The organism is Sebaldella sp. S0638, assembly GCF_024158605.1.
Classification (GTDB): Bacteria; Fusobacteriota; Fusobacteriia; order Fusobacteriales; family Leptotrichiaceae; genus Sebaldella.
This window is the reverse complement of record NZ_JAMZGM010000028.1, coordinates 19,526-45,014: the sequence shown is the minus strand read 5'-3', so window position 1 is coordinate 45,014 and position 25,489 is coordinate 19,526. Positions and strand designations below refer to the sequence as shown.

Sequence of the window (25,489 nt, the reverse complement as noted above, 5' to 3'; positions counted from 1 at the left end):
TTTCATAATAAAGTCCTCCTGTTTTTAGTTTATCATAAAAAGATTTTTTTATTTACAGACTTTTTATCACAGGCTCTAAAAGACTGAATATAGCGTTGTCTATTATAATACTGGCTCATTTATACAGTACCAGATTATATGGATTCAGCATATCCATGCTGGCGTTAATATGGATATACTTACCATATGCTTCTTACACATTAGAAGCAAATATAGAAAATGACAAAAGATACTATCACAATATATTACACATGGCTTTCAGCGGATGTATCTGTGCTATATGTTTAATAATATTAGCATCATTATTTTTAGGATTTTAAAGAGAATAGTTAAAATAGTAAAAATAATGAGAGATTATATCATTAATACAATCCTTAAAAATTTTTTTCAATTCTAGCAATATGTTTAAAAACTAAAAAAGAGTAGAAAACCTACTCTTTTTCTCATATATGTTTAAATCCACATTGAAGTGGTCAGAATTAAACGATGGCGTACCCAAGAGGAGTCGAACCCCTAACCTTCTGGTCCGTAGCCAGACACTCTATCCAATTGAGCTATGGGTACAAAATAAAAAAATGGCGGAGAAGGAGGGATTTGAACCCTCGATCCAAGTTTCCCCGGATACTCCCTTAGCAGGGGAGCGCATTCGGCCACTCTGCCACTTCTCCACAGACATTAAATTCTGCAACTACAGAAAAGCAACATCTTTTCTAATCATCGCAAGAAGAATGATACCATAAAATATACATTATTGTCAAGAAGAAATTTTTGATATAAGGAAAAATGCGCAGAAAAAGCAAAAAATTCAGTAGGAATGCTGAAAATAAAGCCTTTGATAAAATAAAAAACCTCTTTAAATAACACCGAAAAGTCAGTGTATACTTAAAGAGGGAACAATATTTCAAAATTAAGTAAGATTATTCAGCTTCCTGTTTATCTAAAATCATGTTAACTTCTTCTATTATAATATCAGGATTTAACCCATGGGCCGCAATCCCTTCACCAAGAGTCTCCGCTGTTGATATTATACATCCCACACAACCAAGTCCGTATCTCATAAGCACCTGTGCTATAATAGGATATTTTTCCACAGCCTCCATGATATTCATTTCTTTAGTTACTTTTGCCATTATAACGACACCTCCTAATTTCATCTAATTATATCAGATAAGTGAAATAAATGTCAATTTAAAATAATTGTATATTCAAAATATATCATTGAAAGTAATTTGAAAAACAAAATTTATACATGAAATAATTAATTTAAGTGACAAACAAAGGGATATATGGTATATTAAAACTATGAAAAATGTAGAATATTAAGGATGATAAATAAAATATCAGGAGGTTTTTTATGTTTCCAAGAAGTTCGGGGATTTTACTGCATCCGTCATCATTATACGGAAAATATGGTATTGGAACATTAGGGAACAGTGCGATAGAATTTATAAATTTTTTGAGCAGATCAAATCAGAAACTCTGGCAGGTTTTTCCTTTAGGGCCTACAGGATATGGAGATTCACCATATCAGTCTTTTTCAGCTTTTGCGGGGAATCCATATTTGATAGATCTTGAGACTCTGATAGATTCAGGTCTGCTGCAGACAGAGGATGCAGATGAAGCAGAATTGGGAGACGATCCTGAAAATGTAGATTATGGTCTTTTATATAAAAATAAGCTTCCTTTGTTGCGTAAAGCATATGAAAACTACAAAAAATCAGATAATGAACAGATGAAATTTGAAATACAGATTTTTAAGGATGAGAATTCTTTTTGGCTGGAAGACTATTCATTATTTATTTCCCTAAAATATTATTTTAAGGGGTATGAATGGTCAAAATGGGATGAAGACATACTACTGAGAAAAGAAAGCGCCTTGAAAAAATACAGAAAACTTTTGAAAGATGATATAGAGTACAATTACTTTGTGCAGTATCTTTTTTTTAATCAATGGGCAAAGATAAAAGGGTACGCTAATTCAAAAGGTATCAGCATAATAGGGGATATTCCGATTTTTGTTGCTTTTGACAGTGCGGATGCATGGGCAAATCCAGAAATATTTTTATTTGATAAAGAGAGAAAACCTATAGATGTGGCTGGTGTTCCGCCTGATTATTTCAGTGAAACAGGGCAGCTTTGGGGGAATCCTTTGTTTGACTGGGAAAAATTAAAAGGAAGCGGCTATAAATGGTGGATAGAGAGAGTAAGAGCTAATCTGAAAACAGCAGATATTATAAGAATAGATCATTTTAGAGGATTTGAATCATACTGGGCAGTTCCCGCAGAAGAGAAAACAGCGGTCATAGGTGAATGGAGAAAAGGACCGGGAATAGATTTTTTTAATTCCATAAAGGCAGCACTTGGTGATCTCCCTATAATTGCCGAAGATCTGGGGAACCTTACTAATGAAGTAGTGGAACTGAGAAATGAAACAGGATTTCCAGGTATGAAAATATTACAGTTTGCATTTGATTCAGATGAGGAGAATGATTATCTCACGCATTCTTATAATCATAACTGTGTGGTGTATACCGGAACACACGATAATGATACAATTACAGGCTGGTATTCCAAAGCAAGCGAGCATGATAAAGAATATGTGAGGGATTATCTGGATATTTATACTGATAATGAGATAAATTGGCGGTTTATAAAAGCCGCGTGGAGATCAGTTGCTAACATGGCACTGGCACCTATGCAGGATTTTTTAGGTCTGGACAGCGAGGCAAGAATGAATACCCCAGGAGTTGCAGCGGGAAACTGGAAATGGAGAATGAAAGAAGAGGATTTGACAACAGTTTTATCAGATGAAATAAAAAGAATAAGCAAACTTTACGGAAGATAAAAATTTTCTTAAATATTAAACGGGAAGATATTTCAGAGCCTTTAAAAACAGGAAAAAAACCTTGACATAGTCGATAAGTGTATGTTAAGATTTTGGAAGATAAATTTTGAAATTTTAGAGAGGAAGGTGACAACATGGATATTAAGTTAAGTGCGATTAAAGAATTTAATACAAACAGAACAACAGCCGGCATATTAGTGTTGAGCCTTTGTTCTTATATATAAATAGAGGAGTGCAGCCTCTATTTTAGAGGCTCAGCTCGAATTTTATTTTTTAAAACAGGCAATAAAATTTTAGTAGGGTGATAGACCTTACTTTTTTTATTATAAAAATTTTGATTAAGAGATGGGAGTGAGTGCTAAAAGATAAGAATAAAAGGCAGAAAATAAAAATTTTGTTTTAAGGAGGAAAGAAATGATAAAGATTTTTAAGCAGCTTGGCTGGTTCATAAAGGAGATGAAATGGAGATATCTTCTGGTGCTGTTAATGCTGCTCATAGGAGATGTATTTTCATTGATTGTTCCGTGGATCACAGGGTATACAATAGATCAGATGACGATGAGAACACTGACAGGAACAAAAATGACACAAATAACAATAGTATTGGTTTCCATAATAGTAATAGGATATATTACTACAGGAATATGGAACTATATTTTTATTCAAAATGCCAATATTCTTTCTTTTAAAGTACTGAAAAAGTTTTTTAGACATATTATAAGAATGGACGGAAAATTTTTTAAGAAGTATCAGACAGGTGATCTTATGTCCAGAGCTACAGAAGACGTTAATGCTGTGAGTGAAGCAGTGGATTTCGGTTTTCTGATGCTGGCTGAGGCCTCGCTATACCTGACACTGCTTATTTCAAGCATGTTTTTCATTAATCCGAAAGTTTCGATTATAGTCTTGATTCCCATTTTAATAATTCCATTCGGGGTAGATAAACTGGAAAAAACAATAGAGAGACTTTATGAAGAAAGACAGCAGTCCACAAGTATGCTGAGCAACAGTGTACTTGAGTCTATAGTAGGTGTGCGGGTAATAAGAGCTTATGCAAAAGAGAGAGACGATATAGAAAAGCTTCTTTCAAAATCACAGACTACTTATGATAAAAGTATTGCTTTTTCAAAAGTTATTTCACTGTATGAACCTTTATTTATAGGAGTATTTACAGTTGCAATGGCACTGGCGCTTTTTTTCGGGATAATGGATGTATTCAAAAGTAACATGACAACAGGTAAACTGGTTACATACTTTGTGTATGTAATGATGCTGGAATGGCCTGTTTTCGCCTTAGGTGCCTTTATTAACACACTGCAGAGAGGAAGCGGTTCTTATGAAAGAATTGATGCAGTATACAATGAAGAAAGTGATATTATTATTCCGGAAAAGCCTTTGGGACTTGGAAAAATAGAAAGTATAGAATTTGATAATTACAGTTTTTCTTATCCCGGTTCTTCTGTAAAAAGCCTTGATTCATTCAGTATCGGCGTGAAAACCGGCGAAACACTGGGAATAGTAGGGACAACAGGAAGCGGAAAAACAACTATTATCCGTCAGCTTTTGAGACAGTATAAATTAGGAGAAGGCGGAATTAAAATAAATAACAGGGACATAACAGAGTATAATGCAGAAGATATAAGAGAGCATATAGCATATGTTCCTCAAGAGCATATTGTCTTTTCAAAAACAGTATATGAAAATATCAGACTGGGAAATCTGAATGCTTCCCGTGAAGATATAATGACAGCAATAGATCATGCAGATTTTACCAAAGACATCGGAACACTTACAAACGGACTGGAAACTGTAACCGGAGAATCAGGGGTTATGCTTTCCGGAGGACAGAAACAAAGACTGTCGCTTGCAAGAGCTTTTGTAAGAGCAGGAAATGTTTTGGTTCTGGATGATTCATTGTCAGCAGTTGACGGGAAAACAGAGGAAAATATAATCAGGAATATAACAGAATATTATCCGGCAATGATAAAAATCATAGTAGCGCACAGATTATCCGCTGTAAGAAATGCAAACTGCATAATTGTTCTTCAGGAAGGTACAATAGTGGAAAAGGGTAATCATGATGAGCTTATGGAGCTCAAAGGCTGGTATTATGATCAGTTTATGGAACAAAATACAATGACAACTCAGGAATCAGAGGAGGCGGAATAATGTATATATGGAAACAGTTATGGGCCTATACAAAACCATATAAGAGATTTTTATTTTACAGTCTTTTTGCCTTAATGCTTTCCACAACGATATTTATAGTGGGAACAATGACGACAAAAATAATTATAGATAAATATATTATGGGGATGTTCAGACCTGTTTCAGTGAGTAACACAATACAGAATGAAAAAAAATCGGTTTTTTATAAGGGAAAATATTATACAAGAATTGAGGAAAATAGTAATATTGAAGTATTAAGAAAAAACAGCATAATTTTAACTAAAGATGGGTATGTACTCGTAGATTCGGATGTTTCAGATGAAAAAGCGGAAATAAAAGATAACCAGCTTTATATAAATAATCAGGCAAGCAACATTGAGTTCAATATGCTTACAAAAGATGATGTATGGAATTTTTATAAACCGTATGTTGCACCTGCAATGTCTATGGTAGCAATGATATTTATACTTTTCATGGCTGCTGCGTGTTTGATGTATACATGCGGTTACAGCCTGAGAATACTTGCTACTAAAGTAGTATTCGATCTGCGTAGGGATGCATTTAAGCAGCTGCAGAAACTTCCGGTACAATATTTCAGTGATTACCCTGACGGAAAGGTAGTGTCGTATATTGTGCATGACAGTAATGCAATATTCGGATTATATGAAAATACACTTCTTGAGATAGTAAAGGCAGTAGTACAGGTGGTTTTCATATATATAGCAATGTTTTTTCTGAATGCAAGACTTGCATCTTATGCGTTGATGATACTTCCGATTATTATGATCTGGCTGTATTTATACAGAAAATATGTATCGGCAAATTTCAAGGAAACGAGAGAAATACAGTCTAATATGAATGCAATGATGAACGAGCAGTTTCAGGGAATAGAAGTAGTTCAGGCATTTACTCACGAAGATGAATCAATAGCAGAATTTGACGTATTGGCAGATGATTATCTGGAATATAAAAGAAAATTCGCAGTGTTAAGCGCGCTTTACACAGATGGTATGGCTCATACAGTGCGTCGTCTGGCAATTACACTTACACTTGTGTATTTTGGAAGGGAATTTTTAAGCGGAAGTATGATTCTGTCGGTGGGTACGGTATTTGCCTTTGTACAGTATGTAGACAGCGCATTTGCACCGTTGTTCTGGTTTTTCGGAGTTCTGAACAGATTTGAGAGAGCAATTGTTTCAGCAAGAAGAATATTTGACATGTTTTTGAATGTTCCTTCAAAAGAACTGGAATTCAGCGATGAAAAATTGGAACTGAAAGGAAATGTGGAATTCAAAGACCTTAGTTTTGCTTATGATGATGAGAATTATGTGTTGAAAAATATTAATCTTAATATCCCGGCGGGAAATACAGTGGGAATAGTAGGTCACACAGGAAGCGGGAAAAGTTCGCTTATGAATGTTCTGCTCAGGTTTTATGATTATCAGAATGGTGATATTATCGTAGACAGAAGGTCGTTGAAGGATTATCCCGTTCAGACTTACAGGTCGCATGTGGGAATGGTTCTTCAGGATCCGGTGCTTTTCAGCGGCACGCTATTTTCTAATATAACTTTTAACAGCAATGATGTAAGCGAGGAAAGAGTCCTTGAGATAATGAATCAGATAGGTGCACAGAGCTTTATTGATAAACAGCCGAATGGTATACACGAATCGGTGGAAGATATGGGGAAAAACTTTTCTGTAGGAGAAAGACAGCTTATAGCCTTTGCGAGAGTAATGGTCTATGATCCGGAAATATTAATACTGGATGAGGCTACGGCAAATATAGATACAGAAACAGAAATTATGATACAAAAAGCCCTTAATGTAATATCACAAAACAGAACTACATTTATAATAGCTCACAGGCTTTCTACAGTAAAACACGCAGATCAGCTTATTGTTCTGAATAAAGGAAATGTAGTGGAAAGAGGAACGCATGAAGAACTTGTGGAAAAAGACGGACTTTATGCAAAAATGTATCAGTCACAGATGAGAGAAGAATATACACATGAAGTTTTGAAAAATACTAAAGAAAAATTTGCATTAAATATATAAAATATAGGGAGCTGTTCTAAAGAAGAACAGCTTTTTTTGTGAATTCAAATATTTTTATAAATAAACTTATTTATTGAATTTTATTTTATTTTTAAAAAATAAAAACATTTATATTAATGTATTGGAAATACGTTATTTTTAAACATTAAATGAATAAAATAAATTATTTTTCTTTTGAAATAAATAAAATAAGTATTTTAAAATGAAAATTGAAATGCCGGAAAATGACTGTGACAATGATTGAGCTTATTTTTCATATTAATTTATAATTTAAATATATAAAATTATAATTTTTTTTATTATAATACACTTGACAAATTAAAAAAAAGAGGTAGAATAAAATATAATTCATTGATGTTAAAAAATAACAAAAATTATTTTATATATTTTAGAAACGACTTTATTGATTTTCCCGCAGATATAGAAATATTAAAGGAAATAAAGCTGTTTGTAAAAGGAGGATGTAAGATTATGGCTAAGGATAACATTAAAATTTATAAAGGTGATATTATTTTTACAAAAACTCCGGACAAATTTGAAAGTATAGAAGGCGGCTATATTTTAGTAGAGGGAAACAAAATAAAAAAAATATGCCGTGAACTGGATGAAAGCTGCAAAAATATGGAAATAACAGATTTTGGAGATAAAATGATTATTCCCGGTTTTGTGGATCTTCATTTACATGCAGGTCAGTTTAGAAATTTGGGACTCGGTATGGACAAAGAGCTGCTTCCATGGCTAGAGACGTATACTTTTCCGGAAGAGTCTAAATTTCAGGATACCAGATATGCAAGAGAAGTGTATCTTGAGTTTGTGAATGCTCTTTTGGAAAGCGGAACAACAAGAAGTGTGATTTTTGCGACACTTCATAAGGAAGCAACGGATATTCTCTTTGATTTAATTAATCAATCAGGGATGGGGGCTTTTATAGGTAAAGTAAATATGGACAGAAATTCTCCGGATTATCTTATTGAAAACACAGAGGAATCGTTGGAAGATACTGAATATTTTATAAAAAAATATGCAAACAGCAGTGAATTAGTAAAATTTATAATAACTCCAAGATTTATACCGACATGCAGTTCTGAATTAATGACAGGATTAGCAGAGTTAGCCCAGAAGTATAAGGTACCTGTGCAGTCTCATTTGTCGGAAAATACCGGAGAAATAAACTGGGTACACGAACTGCATCCTGAAAGTGATAATTATCTTGGTGTATATGATAAATATGGGATTTTGGGTCAGGATTCCGCAGTAATGGCACATTGTGTACATAATGACAATAAAGAAATAGAAATTATGAAGAAAAAGAGAGTGTTTGTGGCACACTGTCCGACTTCAAATATAAATCTGTCAAGCGGAACAGCTCCTGTGAAAAAATACATGGATAACGGAATAGATGTGGGAATAGGAAGTGATATTTCCGGCGGTCATATTTTATCAATAAAAGACTGCACAGCTTATGCACTTCAAGCTTCTAAAATTTATAATATGTATGTGGATAAAAACAGCCCGATATTAAAAACTTCAGAAGCATTCTATCTGGCTACAAAGGGCGGAGGAAAATTTTTCGGAAAAGTAGGAAGTTTTGAAGAAGAATACGAATTTGATGCATTGATAATAAACGACAGAAATGCAGACAAGTCTTTGGAAGAACGCCTGCAAAGCTTTATATATTCCGGGGCTTTATCAGATATAGAAAGAAGATTTTGTGCAGGAAAGGAAATAAAGAAAATATAACTAAATATTTATGGGAAAACAGGTAATATATTTTCCCGAAAAATCCGGACACCATAAGAGAATACAAAATTCTGAAAATATTTATAAATAAGATTTTTATCAAATTTTTTATAAATGATAAAAAGTAATAAATATAATAAATGGAGGAGGATTTTAACAGTGATAAAAGGAAGAGCAGGGAATTTTTTTGAGAATTATTATGAATTATCAAAGTATGGTACTGATATTAAAACGGAACTTATGGCAGGACTTACAACGTTTTTGACTATGTCATATGTACTGGCGGTAATTCCGGGATTCTTGCGGTCGGCAGGGATTCCATCAGAGGGGTTGTATACTTCAGTTTGTTTAATTGCCATCATAGGAACTCTGGCACATGCGTTCTTTTCCAAACTGCCTGTGGCAACAGCACCCGGATTAGGACTTTCAGCGTTTTTTGTATCAACAGTAATCGGAAGAATGGGCTATACCTGGCAGCAGGGTCTTGCTGCAGTAACGATTTCAGGACTGGTATTTTTATGTATCTCGCTTACTTCTATACGGGAAATAATAATCAGAAGTCTGCCGGAAAATATAAAAATTGCAATAACAGGAGGAATTGGTCTTTTTATTGCAATAATTGGTTTTAGAAACACAGGTATAGTAGTATCTACTGACCACGGAATGTTTTTTGGAAATTTGAAAAATCCGGCAGTATTATTAAGCATATTTGGCTTGCTTCTTATGCTTACGCTTATGTCAAAAGGACTGAAAACGGCTTTGATTCTGTCAATACTTATTACAACACTTGTGGGAATACCGCTTGGCGTTACTAATCTCAGTGACTGGAGAGGTTTCGGGCTTCCGCACGGGATTTCAGCAACTTTTTTTAAACAGGACTTTTTAGGGCTTATAGGGAATAAAGGAGTGCTTTCCGGGCTGCTTAATATTCTTATGATAATACTTACGATAAGTCTGGTGGATCTTTTTGATAATATAGGAACTCTTTTGGCAATAGCTGAAAAAGGTGGACTTTATAATGAAAAAGGTGAAGTAAGAAATATGAAAAAAGCTCTTGTATGTGATTCTATTTCTACAACATTAAGTTCATTTTTAGGAACAACGACAACATCTACCTATCTGGAAAGTACAGCTGGTATTGCTTCCGGAGGCAGAACGGGTTTAACGGCACTTTCTACGGCAGTGCTATTCGGGATGGCATTTTTTCTTTCGGGAATTGTGTGTATAATACCAGAAGCGGCAACAGCACCTGTTTTGATTGTAGTAGGAGCACTTATGCTGGGTTCTATTACAAGAATAAATTTTAATGATCTCACAGAAGGAGCGCCGGCTTTCTTTACTATTACTATGATGCCTTTTACTACTAGCATTGCAGAGGGAATAGCGGGAGGAATAATAACTTATGTGGTATTAAAACTGGCCACTGGAAGGTATAAAGAGATAAAACCGGTAATGTATATACTCGCGGTTTTGTTTATAATAAGGCTTTATATAAATATGTGATACAGGAAAAGCTGTCTTTTTACAGGCAGTTTTTTTGATTTTGATGAAAATATTTTTATTTGAAAAAATCCTTGACAATATATCGTATATGATATATGATGTGTGTAATAATATCGGAGGGGGCCGGTTATGTGGGAAATTGAGTTTTATGAAACAGAAAGCGGAAGAAATGTAATATTGGATTTTTTGGAAAGTCTGCCTGTGAAGCGTAAGGCCAGAGCAATTAGGGAAATTGAATTGCTTGAGGAATTTGGAATAGAATTAACAATGCCTCATGCTAAAAAAATTGAAGGTAAGTTATGGGAATTAAGAATAAAAGCTTCTGTCAGTATTTCACGGATATTCTATTTTATATCAGTATATAATAAAATTATTCTATTGCATGGATTCATAAAGAAAACTAATAAGACGCCGGAATGTGAAAAAGATACTGCAAGAAAAAGGATGGCTGACTATAAAAGGAGGTTTGAGATATGAAATTTAAAGAATATAAGGAAAAAGTATTTAAAGGAGACCCGGAGTTATATGAGGAATATAAGAAATTAGAGCCTGAATATGAGCTTATAAAACAGGTTATTAAAATTCGTAATGACCAAAAGTTAACACAGCAGCAGCTGGCAGAGCGGACAGGAACTAAACAAAGCAATATCAGCAGATTTGAAAAAGGTGAGTATAATCCCAGTCTTAAATTTTTGAAGAAGCTCGCACGGGGCTTGGGAAAAGAATTACATATAGAATTTAGATAAAATAAGGGCAGTAAGTATTAACTGCCTTTTCATATGTTTGAGAAATTATATTTACATTATAAATTAAACAAACCATTCTTTAGAAAAAAATAGTAAAAAAAGTTCTTAATCAATTTTTATTTTTATAACGTATTGAAATAAAATATATATTTTTTCATAAACTCTGTATTTATAGTGAAAATCCTTGTAAATAAAGGAATGATTTTTTTTCTTTTACTATTATTATTCTATAAAAATTTATTAACATTTGTATGCTGAAACTTTTTATATCTATTTTGTTTCAAAAGTAGTATAATCCATATTATAGAAAAATCCTTTAAAAAATTTGGAGGAAAGATGATAAATGGAGTAATGATTCAATACTTTGAATGGAATCTGCCGGCGGATAAAAAACACTGGAAACGTCTGGCAGATGATGCGGAGCATCTAAGAGAGATAGGAATAAATGCAGTCTGGATACCTCCGGCGACTAAAGGGACTTCTGATCTGGATGTAGGATATGGAGCATATGATTTATACGATCTCGGTGAATTTGACCAAAAAGGAACGGTAGCCACAAAGTACGGAACAAAAGAAGAACTGGTATCAGCAATTGAAATACTCCACGAAAATGAAATATCAGTTTATCTGGATGCAGTGATGAACCATAAAGCCGGAGCTGACGGGACAGAAAAGTTTATGGTGCAGGAAGTAGATCCTAATGACAGAAACAAGGCAATATCAGACCCGTATGAAATAGAGGGATGGACTAAATTTGATTTTGAGGGACGTAAAGATAAATACTCGGATTTTAAGTGGCACTGGTATCATTTTAACGGTACTGACTATAATAATATAAATAAGAAAACAGCTATTTATAAAATGACAGGTGACGGTAAAAACTGGGATCAGAATGTAGATGATGAAAATGGAAACTATGATTATCTCATGTTTGCAAATATAGATTATGAACGCGGCGATGTAGTGGAAGAGATGAAAAAATGGGGCGCGTGGGTAGCAAATGAACTAAATCTGGACGGCTTCAGGCTTGATGCAATAAAGCATATAAATAATAACTTTATAGAAGAATTTCTCAAAGAAGTAAGAGGAGTCAGAGGTGAAAATTTTTATGCTGTGGGTGAATACTGGAAAGGTGATCTTGAGTCTATACAGGAGTATCTTGATAATGTGAATTATCAGGCAGATCTCTTTGATGTACCGCTTCATTTTAACTTTTTTACAGCTTCTAAAAACGGAAGTGCTTATGATTTGCGACAGATATTTGATAATGCTCTGGTAGTCAACAATAAATTATTTGCGGTAACTTTTGTGGATAATCATGATTCACAGTGGGGCGGTTCACTGGAATCACAGATAGACAGCTGGTTTAAGCCTCTGGCATATGCGTTGATTCTGCTTATAGCTGACGGTTACCCTTGTATATTTTACGGTGATTATTACGGTGTTGGCGGGAAAGAAAGTCCGCACAGATGGGTAATAGAAAAACTGCTTTATGCGAGAAAGCATCATGCTTACGGTGAACAGATAAATTACTTTGATGATCCTAATCTCATAGGAATGGTAAGGAAAGGAGACGAGGAACATCCGGGGTCAGGACTGGTTATGCTCCTGTCGAATCATCTTGAAGGAACAAAAAGAATAAATATTGGTAAAGAACATGCCGGTGAGACATGGTATGAAATTACTGAAAATATAAAAGACGAAATCTGTATAGACGAGAACGGCGAAGCTGAATTCAGGGTAAATGACGGGAAAGCAGCTGTATGGGTAAAGAAATGATAAAGTAAAGGCGGAAAAATGGAACATTTTATATTATTGTTAAAACATCTGGGTTTTACTGGAGTGGGAATCTGGGCAGGGCTTGAATCCTTGGGCCTTCCCGTTCCCGTAGACGCTTATGTGTGGTATTTGATATTTATTAATCCGGATATCTGGGTATTAATCTGGCTTTTATTATCTGTGGGATCATGGATCGGAGCGATGGCTGCTTATCTGGCAGGACTTCATTTTGGAAAGCCGGTTTTGAAAAAATTAAGCGGGAAAAGCCGTATGCTTAGAAAAGTAGAAGTAATTTCACAAAAACAGTTCAGGAAACACGGTGTGTTGACGTTGCTGCTGTCTGGCTTTCTTCCTATAGGATATAAGATTTTTACATATTCAGCAGGAGTTACAAAGATGAAATTCCGGAATTATGTCTGGGCATCATTTGTCGGGAGAGCTTTTAAATTTATGATTATTTCTTATCTTGGTTATCTTGTTGCCATAAATGAGCAGGCAAGGTTTTTTATTGAGAAATATATTACGGATATGTTTGTTGGAGTGGTTGTTGTTTTTGCGATTGGATTTGCAGGATATAAAATTGTCAGAAAAAAACTAAGGAATAAAGCAGTTTGAATTATAAAAAGGTTGCCTTGAAGGGCAGCTTTTTTAGTTTTCCGCTTTGGGGGATATATATTAATGTCGGGATAAAAGCATCTGTCTTGATTTACATAAATTTTTACAAGGTATGATTCAGATTGTTTTACTTTATATTTTGTAATATTATCATATGAAAAATAAATATATAAAAGAAAATATTTTAAGAATGAATAAGAAAATGATATAATATAACAGCAGTGATTTATCATTTTGAAAATGTTTCAAAATTATATGTAAAATATGATACTAATACAAAAACATAAAAAAGATAAATTGATATTTTGATACAAAAGATATATAATACATGGTATATAAATACTTTTTAGAGGTGTAAAATGGACAGGAAGGAATTATTGGGGGCGTTAAAAAGAATAGTAATAAAAGTGGGGACTTCCACACTGACTAAAGAAGACGGAAATTTGAACATAGACAAAATAAATAAGCTTGTCAGGGAAATAAGCCTGCTCAGCAATAACGGATATGAAGTAGTATTGGTGACATCCGGTGCAGTGGGAGCAGGAATGGGAAGACTCAGAATGTCTGAAAGACCAAAAACTCTTACTGAAAAACAGGCTGTGGCAGCAGTGGGTCAGGTAGCTCTGACACATTTGTACCAGAATTTGTTTTCAGGGTATAATAAAATAATAGCACAGTTTTTACTTACAAAAGCTGACTTTTCTGATAGAAACAGATATCTGAATGCCAGAAATGTAAGCCTGAATCTTTTGAAAAAGGGAATAATTCCCGTAGTAAATGAAAATGATGCCGTAGTGGCAGATGAGATAAAAGTAGGCGATAATGATACGCTTTCGGCTTTGGTAGCCGGTCTTATAGATGCTGATCTGCTTATTATACTTTCAGACATAGAAGGACTTTATAATAAAAATCCTCAGAAATATGACGATGCAAAGTTAATCAGGCTTGTAGGCAAGATTGATGAAGATGTGAAGAAAATGGCTGGTATGGAAGGGTCAAAATTCGGAACCGGAGGAATGTACACTAAGATAATTGCAGCGGAAATGGCTACGAAAATTGGTACTAATCTGGTAATAGCAAGTGGAGGAGAGCCTGAAAATATAAATAAAATAGTAAATTATGAGATGGTCGGGACATTATTTGTAAAGAGCAACAAAAGAATTAAGTCGAAAAAATACTGGCTTGCATACGGTACGAATAAAAACGGAAATATCTATATAGACAGCGGAGCGGAAAAAGCCCTTCTGTCGGGGAACAGTCTCCTTCCCGTAGGGGTAAAAAAAGTTGAAGGTAAATTTGAAAAAGGAACTGTGGTTCAGATTCTGAACTCCAAGGGAAATGTTATAGCAAAAGGAATTGCCAACTATTCATCAGATGAGATAAATATAATAAGAGGATACAAAAGTGATGAGATAGAAAATGTCCTTGGCTATAAATATGACGATAACGTAATACATATAGATAATTTGACTATATTATAGGAGGAAATTTTATGGATGAATATATACTCGGACTGGGGGAAAAGGCCAAAGAAGCTTCAAAAAAACTGGCTATTCTTGATACAAATGCAAAAAATGCTGTTTTAACAGCTGTTTCAAAAGCACTTATAGAAAAAAAAGATTTGATAAAAGCTGAAAATAAAAAAGACTTGGAATACGGCAGGGAAAAAGGGATAAGCAGTGCACTTCTGGACAGACTTGAGTTAACTGATTCAAGAATAGAAGGAATGGCAAAAAGTCTTATTGAAATAGCTAATTTCAAAGATCCTATAGGGGAAATACTGGAAGGATGGAAACATCCCGACGGAATGCAGATTTTGAAGCAGAGAGTACCTTTAGGGGTTATTGGTATGATATTTGAATCAAGACCTAATGTAACCATAGATTCAGCAGGACTTGCCCTAAAGTCTTCGAATGCTATTATTTTGAGAGGCGGAAGTGATGCCATTAATTCCAATAAAGTATTAAAAAATATTTTTATGGAAGAAGGGAAAAAACACGGACTTCCTGACGGGGCAGTCCAGCTCATAGAAAATACAGACAGGGAAATAGTAAAAGATTTTATAAGATTAAATAAATATATTGATGTCATAATTCCAAGAGGCGGAAAAGGTCTTAAGAATTTTATAATAGGGAATGCAACAGTCCCTGTAATAGAAACAGGAGCAGGGCTTTGCCATATTTTCGTGGATGAGACTGCGGATATACAAAAAGCAATACCTATTATTGAAAATGCAAAGACTCAGAGATGCAATACATGTAATACAATTGAAACTTTACTGGTACATGAAAATGCAGCTGAAAAACTTCTTCCTGAATTAAGCAGAGTTCTTCACAATGACAAGGTAGAGATCAGAGCTGATGAAAAAGCTTTTGAAATAATAAAGAAAAGCGGGATAGAAGTAAAAAAAGCAACGGAAGAAGACTGGGAAACTGAATATCTTGAACTTATTTTATCTGTAAAAACCGTGAAAAATATAGAAGAAGCAATTCAGCATATAGACAGATACAGTACACAGCATTCAGATGCAATACTGACAGAAAATCTGGAAAATGCAGAGAAATTCATTAATGAAATAGATTCAGCAGCAGTATATGTGAATGCTTCGACAAGATTTACCGACGGCGGGGAATTCGGATACGGCGGAGAGATAGGAATAAGCACACAGAAGCTTCATTCAAGAGGACCTATGGGAATAAGAGAGCTTACTACAATAAAATACATTATAAGAGGAAACGGTCAAATAAGAAAATAAAAGGAGATATAAAATATGAAGAGAAGTATTCAGATAATAATATTATTATTAGTTTCTGTTTTTTCCAGTTACGCTGCAACAGAGAGGACATTTTCAGATCTTTCGAGGGCTTCTGACTGGATAAGCAGTAACAGACTTCAGCTGATTATTACAAATGACGAAATAAGCAATTTTCCAAATAGTGAAATTTTGAACCATGTAACTGATGATAAAACAGTGATAAGGGATTCTTTTAATAAATATCTGAAAAATGAAGAAATAAAACGAGCATATATACAGGCGAGCATTCAGGAAATATACAAGGTGTTGAGTGTAAGCAATAAAAGTATGGTTCCTAATATCTCAGAAGATGCCCTTATAAATTCTGTAAATGAACCTTTGAGTAAAAAATTTGATAAACTGGCAGTAAATATCATAGGAATAAAATGGCTTGCAGATACTATAGAACTTACTATTACAATAGAAGGTAAAAATCTTGTTTATCCTTTGGTATTAAAGATACAGGATATACAGCAGGACACACTGGAGCCTGTATCTTACATAAGCAGTTCCCTTGATGATATGAACGCCATGAGTGCAGGAAAAACAAATGTGAAACTGATATATAAACTTGAGAACGGCAACTGGGTAATGGATAATAAGAATTTTTTAAAATTATTAAATGCGATGGTATTTGTAAAATATTATAATAAAAATCTTGAAGATTCTCTGTAAAATTCGTGGTGGTTATGAATATTAAAGACCGTATTGAGAAAGTAAAGGACGAAAGTACTGATGATTTTGAATTTGAAATAAAAGATGTTTTTAATCTCACAGGAAGAGGAACTGTGGTTGTAGGTGATATAAAAAGCGGAGTATACATGTTAGGTGATTCTGTTTATATAAAAACTACAGATGGAAAAGTCTGGGAGGACATTGTAACCTGCATATGGGGACACGGGGATTTTGTATCAATTGATTTGAAGAAAAGTAGAAAAGAGGATCTGAAAGCCGGAGATAAAATAGTAAGAAAATTATAAATACATAATCTAGCTGGGGAAAGGGGCTATGAATGACAACAGTGATAATGATATTAATGGTTATGGTTGTACTTTTATTAATTGTATTTATTTTGAAAAGAAATGCAATAAGTGACAGGAACAAAGAAGATATTTTTGAAAAAACAAGTAATAATAAAATAAATTCAGCTGATTTTTACAGCAGCGGAAACTTTGAGCTGGAAATAGAAGATGTATTTTCTATCACAGGAAGAGGGACTGTGGTAACCGGTCTGATAAAAAGCGGTGTGATAAGAAAAGGGGATAAAGTTTTTATAAAAAAGACAAACGGAGCAGTAATAGAAGATACTGTTACGGGGATAGAAAGTATGAGAAAGATTTTGGACACAGGTGAAGCAGGCGGTCATGTAGGATTACTGCTGAAAAATTCAAAACGAAATGATTTGGAAAGAGGAGATAAAGTAACAAAATAACTTTGAAAAACAGTGTATAATAAAAAAGGAGTGAATTTATATCATGTTGAAAAAAATTATTTTATTATTAGTGACATTAACAATATTTGGTTTTGCGGCTCCAAGCGAAGATGAAAACTATGTCAGCGGACTGCTCACTGAATATTTGAAAAGCAGTGATCTTAAGAAAGAATATGTAGAAACGGCTATAGGGCATATATATAATGTGATGGAGTATAAAGGTAAAGCCTTTGATGATACTATGCCGGCTGATGAGATCAATCAGAAGCTTTATTCAATGATAGGAGTTAATTTTGATCTGATAAAGGCCGAAGTAAAAGATTCAAAGGTAAATAAAAACGGAGAAATAGAATTAACAGTAAATCTTGAAGGTAAAGATATATACAATCCTATTGAAACCAATGTTATCAGTAGTACAAGCCAGAGAACAGTAGATTCTGATAAATTTGTCAAGGACTTTACAAGGTATATGAGAATGTATGCAACTGGCAAAAAGAAAATAAAAGTTGTTTTTTCAGCGGGAGAAGCCGGATGGCAGCTCTCTGACGAAGAAAATACGAAACTGCTTACAGCTTTATTATTAATAAAATATTTTTAAATAAAAAATTACAGATAATCAGGAAAAATCCTTGTATCTGTAATTTTTTTTATATATCTATTCCAAGTAATTTTTTGGCAATAATTCCCAGCAAGAAAGAGAAAATAGTTACGCCAATACTAATAGCAAGCATTTCAAGGAATCTTTGCTTAAAATTCACTTTTTTTACAATAGAAATATAAAAAGTAAAAATAAATATAACAATTATAACGATAAATAATGTAACTGCCAGAGCAGCACCATACATATTATCAGGAAAGAATAAAAAGGGCATTATAAGTAAAAGAACAGTAACAAAATATGTAATTCCGGTATAAAGACTTGCTTTTATATAATTATGTTTTCCTGCAGATTTTTCAGCGAGATATTGGGAAAATGCCATGGAGAGAGAGGCGGCAATACCGGTAATAAGACCTGATAAAGCAATAATTCGTGTATTTTGCAGAGCGAAAGTAAAACCTGCAAGAGAACCTGTTATTTCTACCAGTGCATCATTAAGTCCCAGTATAATGGAGCTTATATAGCTTACTTTCTCTTCATTCAGCATAGAAATGAGCTTTTCTTCATGCTCTTCTTCCTGTTCGCGGATAGCTTTTGTATCGAGAACAGAGTCAGCTATATCAGGGTCGCGGAGAATTTCAAGTGCACGGTCTTCTTCACGTTCAAGCAGACGTATGGTGAAAATATATCCGAAAATTTTTGATAAAATAGTGTAAAGCATAACTTTTTTCTTATCAGGGTCTACATCTTCGGATGTATATTTTTTATAAATACTGTAATGAACCAGTTCTTCTTCTGCTATTTCAATAAGAAGGGATTTATTATGAGGGTCTTTAATGTTTTCTGATATGCTTCTATATATTTCCCGGCCGGTAATTTCATTACTCTGAAGATTTAAAATCATTTTTTTAAAATCGTTATCATTCATTTTGTACCTCCGTTTCATAATCAGATTATATTTTTTCTCTAATTAAATTATACAATGATAAAATGAATTTAACAATGTAAATGATTTATATAATTAGATGAATAAATAGTTCAGAAATATCTGAATTATCTATAAAAATTAACAATATACAGGAGGTTATTTTATTTATGGCCTCCTGTATTTTTAAAATCAACTTCCCAGAGTGAATCTCTGTTTTATATGTTCCGGTTTTTCCAATTCATTAATTACAGCTGCAGCCAGATCCTGAACTGAAACAACAGATTTATTTTCAGCATTGAATACAGGGGAATCTTTACCAAGCGTGAAATTATTAGTGCGTTTGCCGTCAATAAGATCAATTGCCGGACTCACCATTGTCCAGTCAATGGTATCTTTCTCGTCATAGAGTATATCAAGTAAATCAGAAGCGGCTTTTGCACCATTATATATAGATTTAGGGAAATTATCATCATCAATCAGCTTGTGTCCGTTTACAATAAGACTTCCCGCTCCGCCGATAAGGATAATTCTCTTTAATTTTGCACCTTTTAATGCGTTTAGTATAGATTTATACCCAAGTATAAAATCATTGTAAATATTAGGATTTGACCATCCGGGGTTATATGCGCTTATAACTGCATCATAACCTGTACTGAAAATATCTTCCAGTTCAAATTCTTCCATTACATCTGCTTTTATAAGAAATAAATTAGGGTGTGTTTTAGTTATTTTATTAATATCTCTAAGTATAGCATGAACTTCATGCCCTCTTTCCAGAGCTTCGTCCAGTATATGAGATCCTACAAATCCTGTGGAACCTATTAAAATAATTTTCAAATACATCATCCCTTTCTATTGTTTTATATACAATAATTATAATGCATAATTAATTAAAGTGCAAGAGATAAGAAAACCCAGAAAATAATTGGAATTAAGAGAGAGTAAATTTTACTGGAGAATATGAAAAATTAAAATTTACAATTATGAGAATATCTAGTATAATTTACAGAAAGTATTATAAAAAAACTAAGTAATAATAAATATAAATTTTTAAGAATTTACTGAATATATAAAGATATATATTTATAAAACTAAGGAAAAAGAAAAATAGTGATGGGAGTTTATAAATGAAGAGATTTTTTTTGCATGTGATATTAACAATGGTTGTAGGCGGTATAGTATATATTTTGTTCAGAAGTGATACACTTTTGATGTTTAGATGGTTTGAATTTCTCAAAATAGATAAAATTATTTATTCTTTGCGGGAGTATACGTTTTACTACAGAAAATATATACCGGAAAGTGTATTGTTTTCGCTGCCGGATTGTTTGTGGGTATATTCTTTTACTATGTTTCTGAGCTTTTATTTTAAAAATATTCTTCTTATTATGATTCCGTGTATAGGTAGTGTTCTTACAGAAATAGGGCAGCTTTGGTTCGTGCCGGGAACTTTTGATATTATGGATGTTTTGTATATGCTTGCAGCTACAGGAATTGCTCTGTTCTTTATATACCGGCACAGAAATTCAGATATGAAACAGAGAAAATTGTCTAATCAAACCGTATAAAATAAAAAAACAGACTTTATCAGTTATATTATGATAAGGTCTGTTTTTTTATCTTTTTTCTTTGATATCATCAGTGAAAAAATAATTTTTGTCTTTTGCAGTATTATAATCAATAACTCTAAATGTTTTCACATCAGCATCTTTTAGTATTTTTTCACCATAATATACATGATATTTATCTTTGCCGTATGAAATATTCAAAGCTTTGAATGTGCCGGGATCAGCTCCAAGCACAATAACATCACTAAAATATACATAAAATTTATCTTTATAATAATCTTCCCCTATCCTTTCAAAAGTGGCAGGATCACTGTATATATCTAAAATAGTTCCATCATTATAATAAACATGATTCTTATCTTTAAAAATATATGAACCAATAAATTCAAAAGACTCTGGATCAGCCGTGGGAAATATTACGTCGTCCAGATAAACATGCTTTTTATCCTTTGAAAAATCTGAATAAATAAATTCAAAGGTAGAAGGTTCACTGTTAATTATGGGGATTCCATTAAGATAGACCTGATTTTTATCCTTTGTATATGGAGAACAATCGTCACCATATGAAATAAAGACAATTTCAAATGAAGCAGGATCAGCAGAAGTAATTTCTTTCCCTTTGAAAAAAACTGAACTGTCATTTTTAGTATAACATAAATTCGAATCTGCAACAGATACTGAATCTGTTTGTGCAAGTACAGAAACAGAAAAACATAAAAATAATATAATGATTAAAAAAATATTTTTTTTCATATAACTCCTTTAGTAAATAAGACTGATTTTCTTGAATTATACCATATTATCCGAAAGATTAATAATGTTTTTTTAATTGACATCGTTGACAATTGAAAAAAATGTGGTAAACTTAGTTTAAGAAAGCAAAGATATAATGGGAGAAGATAATGACAATAAAAGAACTTGCAAAAATAGCCGGAGTATCACCAAAAACTGTATCACGGGTAATTAATAATGAAGAACATGTTACTCCTGAAACAAAGGAAAAAGTACTGAAAACAATAAAAGAGACTAATTATAAGCCGAATATATATGCCCAGAGTCTCAGAAAAAAGGTACAAAAAAATATTCTGGTTTCTATATTGAAAAATAAAAATTCACCGGTTCCCCAATGGATTGAGATTCTGATAAATGAACTGGTAGAACGTGGAAATAAAATGGGATATACATTACTTATGGAAACTTATTCAGATGTCAAAGATATAGAAAAAATTTCAATGCTGAATTCTTCAATTGGTTTTCTTGACGGAGCAGTAGTCTTTTATGAGAAAAAAAATGATCCGAGAGTAATACTGCTGAAAGAAAGCAATGTTCCTTATATTATATTTGATAAGGCATATGATAAAAACAGTACTTATGTGACAAATGACGACTATACTGCCATGATGGAAGGAACGGAATACCTTTTGTCAAGAGGCTGCGATACAATAGAGCTGCTGCTTGGAAATGAGTCTCCTACTAATATTGAGCGTGAAAAAGGAGCTGTAACAGCTTATATGAATATGAACGCAGAAATAAAAAACCTTGAAGTAAAGTATGGAATTGCTCATGTAAAAGATGCTTATGAATATACCAAAAAAAAAATAAAATCAAAAAATATCCCAAAGGCTTTCTTTGTTTCAGGGGATGAAAAAGTTCTCGGAGTATACAAGGCTCTTCAGGAAGAAAATATAAATGTACCCGAAGATGTATCTGTAATGGGGTTTGACAATATACCTACTTCGGAATTCTATAATCCGAGTCTTACTACAATTGAACAGAATTATTACAGAATGTCAGAAGCTATTTTTGAATATTTTTCAGATACTCAGGCTGTTACAGAAAAAGCAGAAATAAAAGTAAAGACAAAACTTGTAATAAGAAAAAGCGTAAAATAGGTCACATTTTCTTTTTAAAGTTTTTGACAACGATGTCAAAAGTGTCGAAAATTTTAAAAATAGAACTGATATTAATTCCAAGTAGCCGCGGACTAGTGTTTCAAGTGACTTAGTCAAAAACTATGAATGAGAACACTTGTATCTTAGAAATATAATAAGATACTGGAAGAGATTAGTTTTATAATGTTTATAATAAGAAAATATATACATAGAAATCAGTACTCCAATATAAAATATTTTCAGGAAAGGAGAATGCAAAAAATTCTGATAAATTTTTATTATTAATTATGACAACGATATCATGAAATTGTGGAGGAAAAGAGATGAAAAAAATTGCGGTAGTGGGGAGCAGCGGAGGAAATTTATATAACCTCGGCGGAAAAGATCCTGAAAAAATGATTGATGAGATAAAGGTACAGCTGGATTCTGCAGGAATGAAACTGGAAGATGTGGAATTCGTAGGAGCGAAAACTTCTATGGATAATAAAAATGATAATGTTTTAGCCAGCTTGTTTTATTTGGAAAACGGTGTTTTATTATCCAGTGAAGAAAGAAAACTTCCTGATATAAATAAAGAAGCATTGGAATATGATAAGAAACTGGCAGAAAAAATAGAAGAAGGCCTTATAGACGGACTAATAGTAATGAGCTGTGATCCGGACGGAATAAATAAAAATGTTATTCTGGCTGCGGCAAAAAAGAAGATTCCTATAGTAGGAACAGGCGGAACATCTATGGCAACAATAAGCTCTATGGGGGCAAATGTAATTTCTTCTTCGGGGACAACAGGAACAACTAACAGAACAAGAGCAGTAGCAGCAGTGACATCGCTTAGTAAATTTTGGAAAATAAAATATTCGCCTGTTATAGGCTCGGCAAAAAGAGACGGAGTAATGGAAGATAAGGGAGTCTTTTCCAGAATAAATGTAAGAGGAGTAATGATGGCAGCAATTCCGGGATTCATTACAATGGCACTGGTGCTTGCAGCTAGTAAGCTTCCCTTCTTAAACGGGCTTAATGAAATATTTGATATATTAATAAAAGCACTTCCTGTAATTATAGCAGCTTTAGCGGCAAAACAGGTTTCCGGACTTGATGAGGTAGGAATAGTTTCCGGGATAGTAGCCGGTGTTTTATCAGTAAACGGCGGAATAATAGGTGGTATGATAGGCGGAATTCTGGCCGGGATATTATGCTTTTATATGATAAAACTATGTTTTAGCTATAATTTTCCTGCTACGACTGCAAATATAGTAGCTGGTGGTATTTCCGGACTTGCTTCAGGGTTAGTAGTCTATTATTTTATAGCTCCTATAGCTTTGTGGCTTGGAGATGGTCTGAGAGCCCTTATAGAAATGGCATTGAATATAAGTCCTATTCTTGCAGGGGGAATAGCAGGTCTGCTGATATGGCCGGCAATTATAGGCGGAGTGTACCATGCTGCAATATTACCTATAGTGTTGCTTGAAATGGAGAAAACAGGAACAAGCTTTCTTGGAGCAATAGATATGACAGGGCTTGTAATGGTTTCTACCGGTATAATGCTTGCTAATATAGTTTTCCCAAGACAAAAAAGTGACAGGGCAATAGCGACACCGGGATTTTTAATAAATGTATTTTTTGGGACATTTGTGGAGGCTTCATATCCGTTTATGTTCTCTGATAAGCTTATAATGGCAGGAGCCATGATTTCCGGCTGTCTTGGCGGAATAGTGGTGGGGATGTATGATCTGAGAGGAACTGCTTATGTGCCGTCGATTTTTGCGCCGATTATGTCAAATAATGCCGTAGGATTCGCAATAAGCATGATTATATCAGCTGGTTCGGCATTTTTAATAACATCACTTGCAAATAAAATATCATCAAAGAAAAATAATTCATAAAAGGAGAGATTTACATGATTTTAGGAGATTCAGAACAAAAAAGAAGAAAAGCACTGAAAAAAGTGCTGAATGCAATAGAGGAACACGGAGGGACAACTATATTAAGCACGGGGATAACAGGAGATGATGCCAGAATAGCAAGAGCAGCAGTGGCAGGAGGAGCAAGACTTCTGGAACCTAATCATCCGGCAGTGGCTTTGGCAAGAGGACATAAAGGAGTAATTACAATGCATGCCGCGGAACAGGTAAGACATGAAATACCTTTGGACGAGATGCTGAAAGTGACACACGGAGTAAGAAATGTAGTAGGAGAAGATATTTATATAACTGTGGGTGTTCCCGGCGGATTTACAGAAATACTTCCTTTGGAACTGAAAGAGGAAGATTTTCTGAAAATAGCAATGAGCGGTGCAGACGGGGTACATATACATAAATCTACCCTTGAAGATTTGAAAGATGTAGTAAAATATGCACATAAATATGGTTTACTTGTAGATGCTTATATCGGTCATCCTGACGATCTTCATACATTCGGAATATCTGCAAGTACACCGAAAGAAGTGGCGGAAGCTGCAAAAGCAATGGAAGAAATAGGCGTGGATATGATAGGACTAATGACAGGAATGAGTTATGAAGGAACAGCAGCAGGGGAAATTCATCCTGTAATAAAAGAAAGACTCGCAGCACTTGTGAATTCAGTAAAAGTACCCACACTGGCAGAAGGCGGAATAAATGACACTAATTATGTAGCATTCAGAGACACAGGAGTAAATATACTTGTAATAGGAACATCTATAGATAATGTAGTATCAGAAGCAGCAACAAATGTAGTAAAGAAATTTTTATCATTAAAAAAACAGGCTTAAATATTTCTTTAAAAAATGAAATTTTGCGTGAATTTAGAAATGACACCGGAGAATAATATTTTCGGTGTTATTTT

General features: G+C 33.7%; 23 protein-coding genes and 2 tRNA genes. 19 read left to right on the top strand and 6 right to left on the bottom strand.

Annotated features, from left to right (window positions below; genetic code table 11):
* Positions 1 to 487: 487 nt before the first annotated feature.
* The 3 genes from NK213_RS09525 to NK213_RS09515 form a co-directional block, all read right to left on the bottom strand.
* Positions 488 to 564: transfer RNA gene (locus NK213_RS09525), tRNA-Arg, on the bottom strand.
* 12 nt (positions 565 to 576) lie between these two features.
* Positions 577 to 668 (bottom strand) — tRNA-Ser (locus NK213_RS09520).
* Between the two features lie 249 nt (positions 669 to 917).
* Entirely contained in the window at positions 918 to 1,130 is a 213-nt protein-coding gene (locus NK213_RS09515) for a DUF1858 domain-containing protein (RefSeq protein WP_253348720.1), read from the bottom strand.
* A 224-nt stretch (positions 1,131 to 1,354) separates the two neighbouring features.
* Here NK213_RS09515 and malQ point away from each other — a divergent pair, with 224 nt between their 5' ends.
* From malQ to NK213_RS09440, 15 genes are all read left to right on the top strand, one after another.
* Positions 1,355 to 2,845: a 4-alpha-glucanotransferase gene (gene malQ / locus NK213_RS09510; RefSeq protein ID WP_253348719.1), complete on the top strand. Its 1,491-nt coding sequence runs from the start codon at positions 1,355 to 1,357 to the stop codon at positions 2,843 to 2,845.
* Between the two features lie 414 nt (positions 2,846 to 3,259).
* The gene (locus tag NK213_RS09505; RefSeq protein ID WP_253348718.1) at positions 3,260 to 5,014 is read left to right on the top strand and encodes an ABC transporter ATP-binding protein; all 1,755 of its coding nucleotides are present in this window, start codon (positions 3,260 to 3,262) and stop codon (positions 5,012 to 5,014) included.
* The gene (locus NK213_RS09500; RefSeq protein ID WP_253348717.1) at positions 5,014 to 7,071 is read left to right on the top strand and encodes an ABC transporter ATP-binding protein; all 2,058 of its coding nucleotides are present in this window, start codon (positions 5,014 to 5,016) and stop codon (positions 7,069 to 7,071) included. The genes NK213_RS09505 and NK213_RS09500 overlap by 1 nt, the downstream gene beginning before the upstream one ends.
* 471 nt (positions 7,072 to 7,542) lie before the next feature.
* The gene (guaD, locus tag NK213_RS09495; RefSeq protein WP_253348716.1) at positions 7,543 to 8,811 is read left to right on the top strand and encodes a guanine deaminase; all 1,269 of its coding nucleotides are present in this window, start codon (positions 7,543 to 7,545) and stop codon (positions 8,809 to 8,811) included.
* Positions 8,812 to 8,970: 159 nt separating this feature from the next.
* The gene (locus NK213_RS09490; protein ID WP_253348715.1) at positions 8,971 to 10,314 is read left to right on the top strand and encodes an NCS2 family permease; all 1,344 of its coding nucleotides are present in this window, start codon (positions 8,971 to 8,973) and stop codon (positions 10,312 to 10,314) included.
* A 129-nt stretch (positions 10,315 to 10,443) separates the two neighbouring features.
* Entirely contained in the window at positions 10,444 to 10,791 is a 348-nt protein-coding gene (locus tag NK213_RS09485) for a type II toxin-antitoxin system RelE/ParE family toxin (RefSeq protein ID WP_253348714.1), read from the top strand.
* Positions 10,788 to 11,060 carry a helix-turn-helix domain-containing protein gene (locus NK213_RS09480; RefSeq protein ID WP_253348713.1) on the top strand — a complete coding sequence of 91 codons (273 nt, stop codon included), beginning with the start codon at positions 10,788 to 10,790 and terminating at the stop codon, positions 11,058 to 11,060. The genes NK213_RS09485 and NK213_RS09480 overlap by 4 nt, the downstream gene beginning before the upstream one ends.
* Before the next feature lie 336 nt (positions 11,061 to 11,396).
* On the top strand, positions 11,397 to 12,839 hold the full coding sequence (locus tag NK213_RS09475) for an alpha-amylase (protein WP_253348712.1): 1,443 nt from the start codon (positions 11,397 to 11,399) through the stop codon (positions 12,837 to 12,839).
* A gap of 18 nt (positions 12,840 to 12,857) precedes the next feature.
* The gene (locus NK213_RS09470; RefSeq protein WP_253348711.1) at positions 12,858 to 13,454 is read left to right on the top strand and encodes a YqaA family protein; all 597 of its coding nucleotides are present in this window, start codon (positions 12,858 to 12,860) and stop codon (positions 13,452 to 13,454) included.
* Positions 13,455 to 13,813: 359 nt separating this feature from the next.
* Positions 13,814 to 14,935 (top strand): glutamate 5-kinase, encoded by a 1,122-nt coding sequence (gene proB / locus NK213_RS09465; RefSeq protein WP_253348710.1) that lies wholly within the window; start codon positions 13,814 to 13,816, stop codon positions 14,933 to 14,935.
* An 11-nt stretch (positions 14,936 to 14,946) separates the two neighbouring features.
* Entirely contained in the window at positions 14,947 to 16,209 is a 1,263-nt protein-coding gene (locus NK213_RS09460; RefSeq protein ID WP_253348709.1) for a glutamate-5-semialdehyde dehydrogenase, read from the top strand.
* A 15-nt stretch (positions 16,210 to 16,224) separates the two neighbouring features.
* Positions 16,225 to 16,923, top strand: a complete 699-nt coding sequence (locus NK213_RS09455) for a hypothetical protein (protein ID WP_253348708.1) — start codon at positions 16,225 to 16,227, stop codon at positions 16,921 to 16,923.
* A gap of 14 nt (positions 16,924 to 16,937) precedes the next feature.
* Positions 16,938 to 17,228 (top strand): hypothetical protein, encoded by a 291-nt coding sequence (locus tag NK213_RS09450; protein ID WP_253348707.1) that lies wholly within the window; start codon positions 16,938 to 16,940, stop codon positions 17,226 to 17,228.
* Positions 17,229 to 17,260: 32 nt separating this feature from the next.
* Positions 17,261 to 17,680 carry an EF-Tu/IF-2/RF-3 family GTPase gene (locus tag NK213_RS09445; RefSeq protein ID WP_253348706.1) on the top strand — a complete coding sequence of 140 codons (420 nt, stop codon included), beginning with the start codon at positions 17,261 to 17,263 and terminating at the stop codon, positions 17,678 to 17,680.
* Between the two features lie 43 nt (positions 17,681 to 17,723).
* A complete protein-coding gene (locus tag NK213_RS09440; protein WP_253348705.1) occupies positions 17,724 to 18,278 on the top strand; it encodes a hypothetical protein in 555 nt (184 codons plus the stop codon).
* A 49-nt stretch (positions 18,279 to 18,327) separates the two neighbouring features.
* Here the strand turns inward: NK213_RS09440 and NK213_RS09435 are convergent, their stop codons facing one another.
* Positions 18,328 to 19,206 carry a VIT1/CCC1 transporter family protein gene (locus NK213_RS09435; protein ID WP_253348704.1) on the bottom strand — a complete coding sequence of 293 codons (879 nt, stop codon included), beginning with the start codon at positions 19,204 to 19,206 and terminating at the stop codon, positions 18,328 to 18,330.
* A 189-nt stretch (positions 19,207 to 19,395) separates the two neighbouring features.
* Positions 19,396 to 20,043 (bottom strand): NAD(P)-dependent oxidoreductase, encoded by a 648-nt coding sequence (locus NK213_RS09430; RefSeq protein ID WP_253348703.1) that lies wholly within the window; start codon positions 20,041 to 20,043, stop codon positions 19,396 to 19,398.
* 290 nt (positions 20,044 to 20,333) lie between these two features.
* Between NK213_RS09430 and NK213_RS09425 the strand changes: the two genes are divergently transcribed.
* Positions 20,334 to 20,774 (top strand): hypothetical protein, encoded by a 441-nt coding sequence (locus NK213_RS09425; protein WP_253348702.1) that lies wholly within the window; start codon positions 20,334 to 20,336, stop codon positions 20,772 to 20,774.
* A gap of 48 nt (positions 20,775 to 20,822) precedes the next feature.
* Here NK213_RS09425 and NK213_RS09420 read toward each other — a convergent pair whose 3' ends face one another.
* The gene (locus tag NK213_RS09420; RefSeq protein ID WP_253348701.1) at positions 20,823 to 21,527 is read right to left on the bottom strand and encodes a DKNYY domain-containing protein; all 705 of its coding nucleotides are present in this window, start codon (positions 21,525 to 21,527) and stop codon (positions 20,823 to 20,825) included.
* Positions 21,528 to 21,676: 149 nt separating this feature from the next.
* Here NK213_RS09420 and NK213_RS09415 point away from each other — a divergent pair, with 149 nt between their 5' ends.
* The 3 genes from NK213_RS09415 to NK213_RS09405 all read left to right on the top strand — a co-directional run bounded on the left by NK213_RS09415 (position 21,677) and on the right by NK213_RS09405 (position 25,415).
* A complete protein-coding gene (locus tag NK213_RS09415) occupies positions 21,677 to 22,666 on the top strand; it encodes a LacI family DNA-binding transcriptional regulator (RefSeq protein ID WP_253348700.1) in 990 nt (329 codons plus the stop codon).
* 323 nt (positions 22,667 to 22,989) lie between these two features.
* A complete protein-coding gene (locus tag NK213_RS09410; RefSeq protein WP_253348699.1) occupies positions 22,990 to 24,549 on the top strand; it encodes a PTS sugar transporter in 1,560 nt (519 codons plus the stop codon).
* Between the two features lie 14 nt (positions 24,550 to 24,563).
* The gene (locus NK213_RS09405; protein WP_253348698.1) at positions 24,564 to 25,415 is read left to right on the top strand and encodes a HisA/HisF-related TIM barrel protein; all 852 of its coding nucleotides are present in this window, start codon (positions 24,564 to 24,566) and stop codon (positions 25,413 to 25,415) included.
* The last annotated feature ends 74 nt before the right edge of the window (positions 25,416 to 25,489 follow it).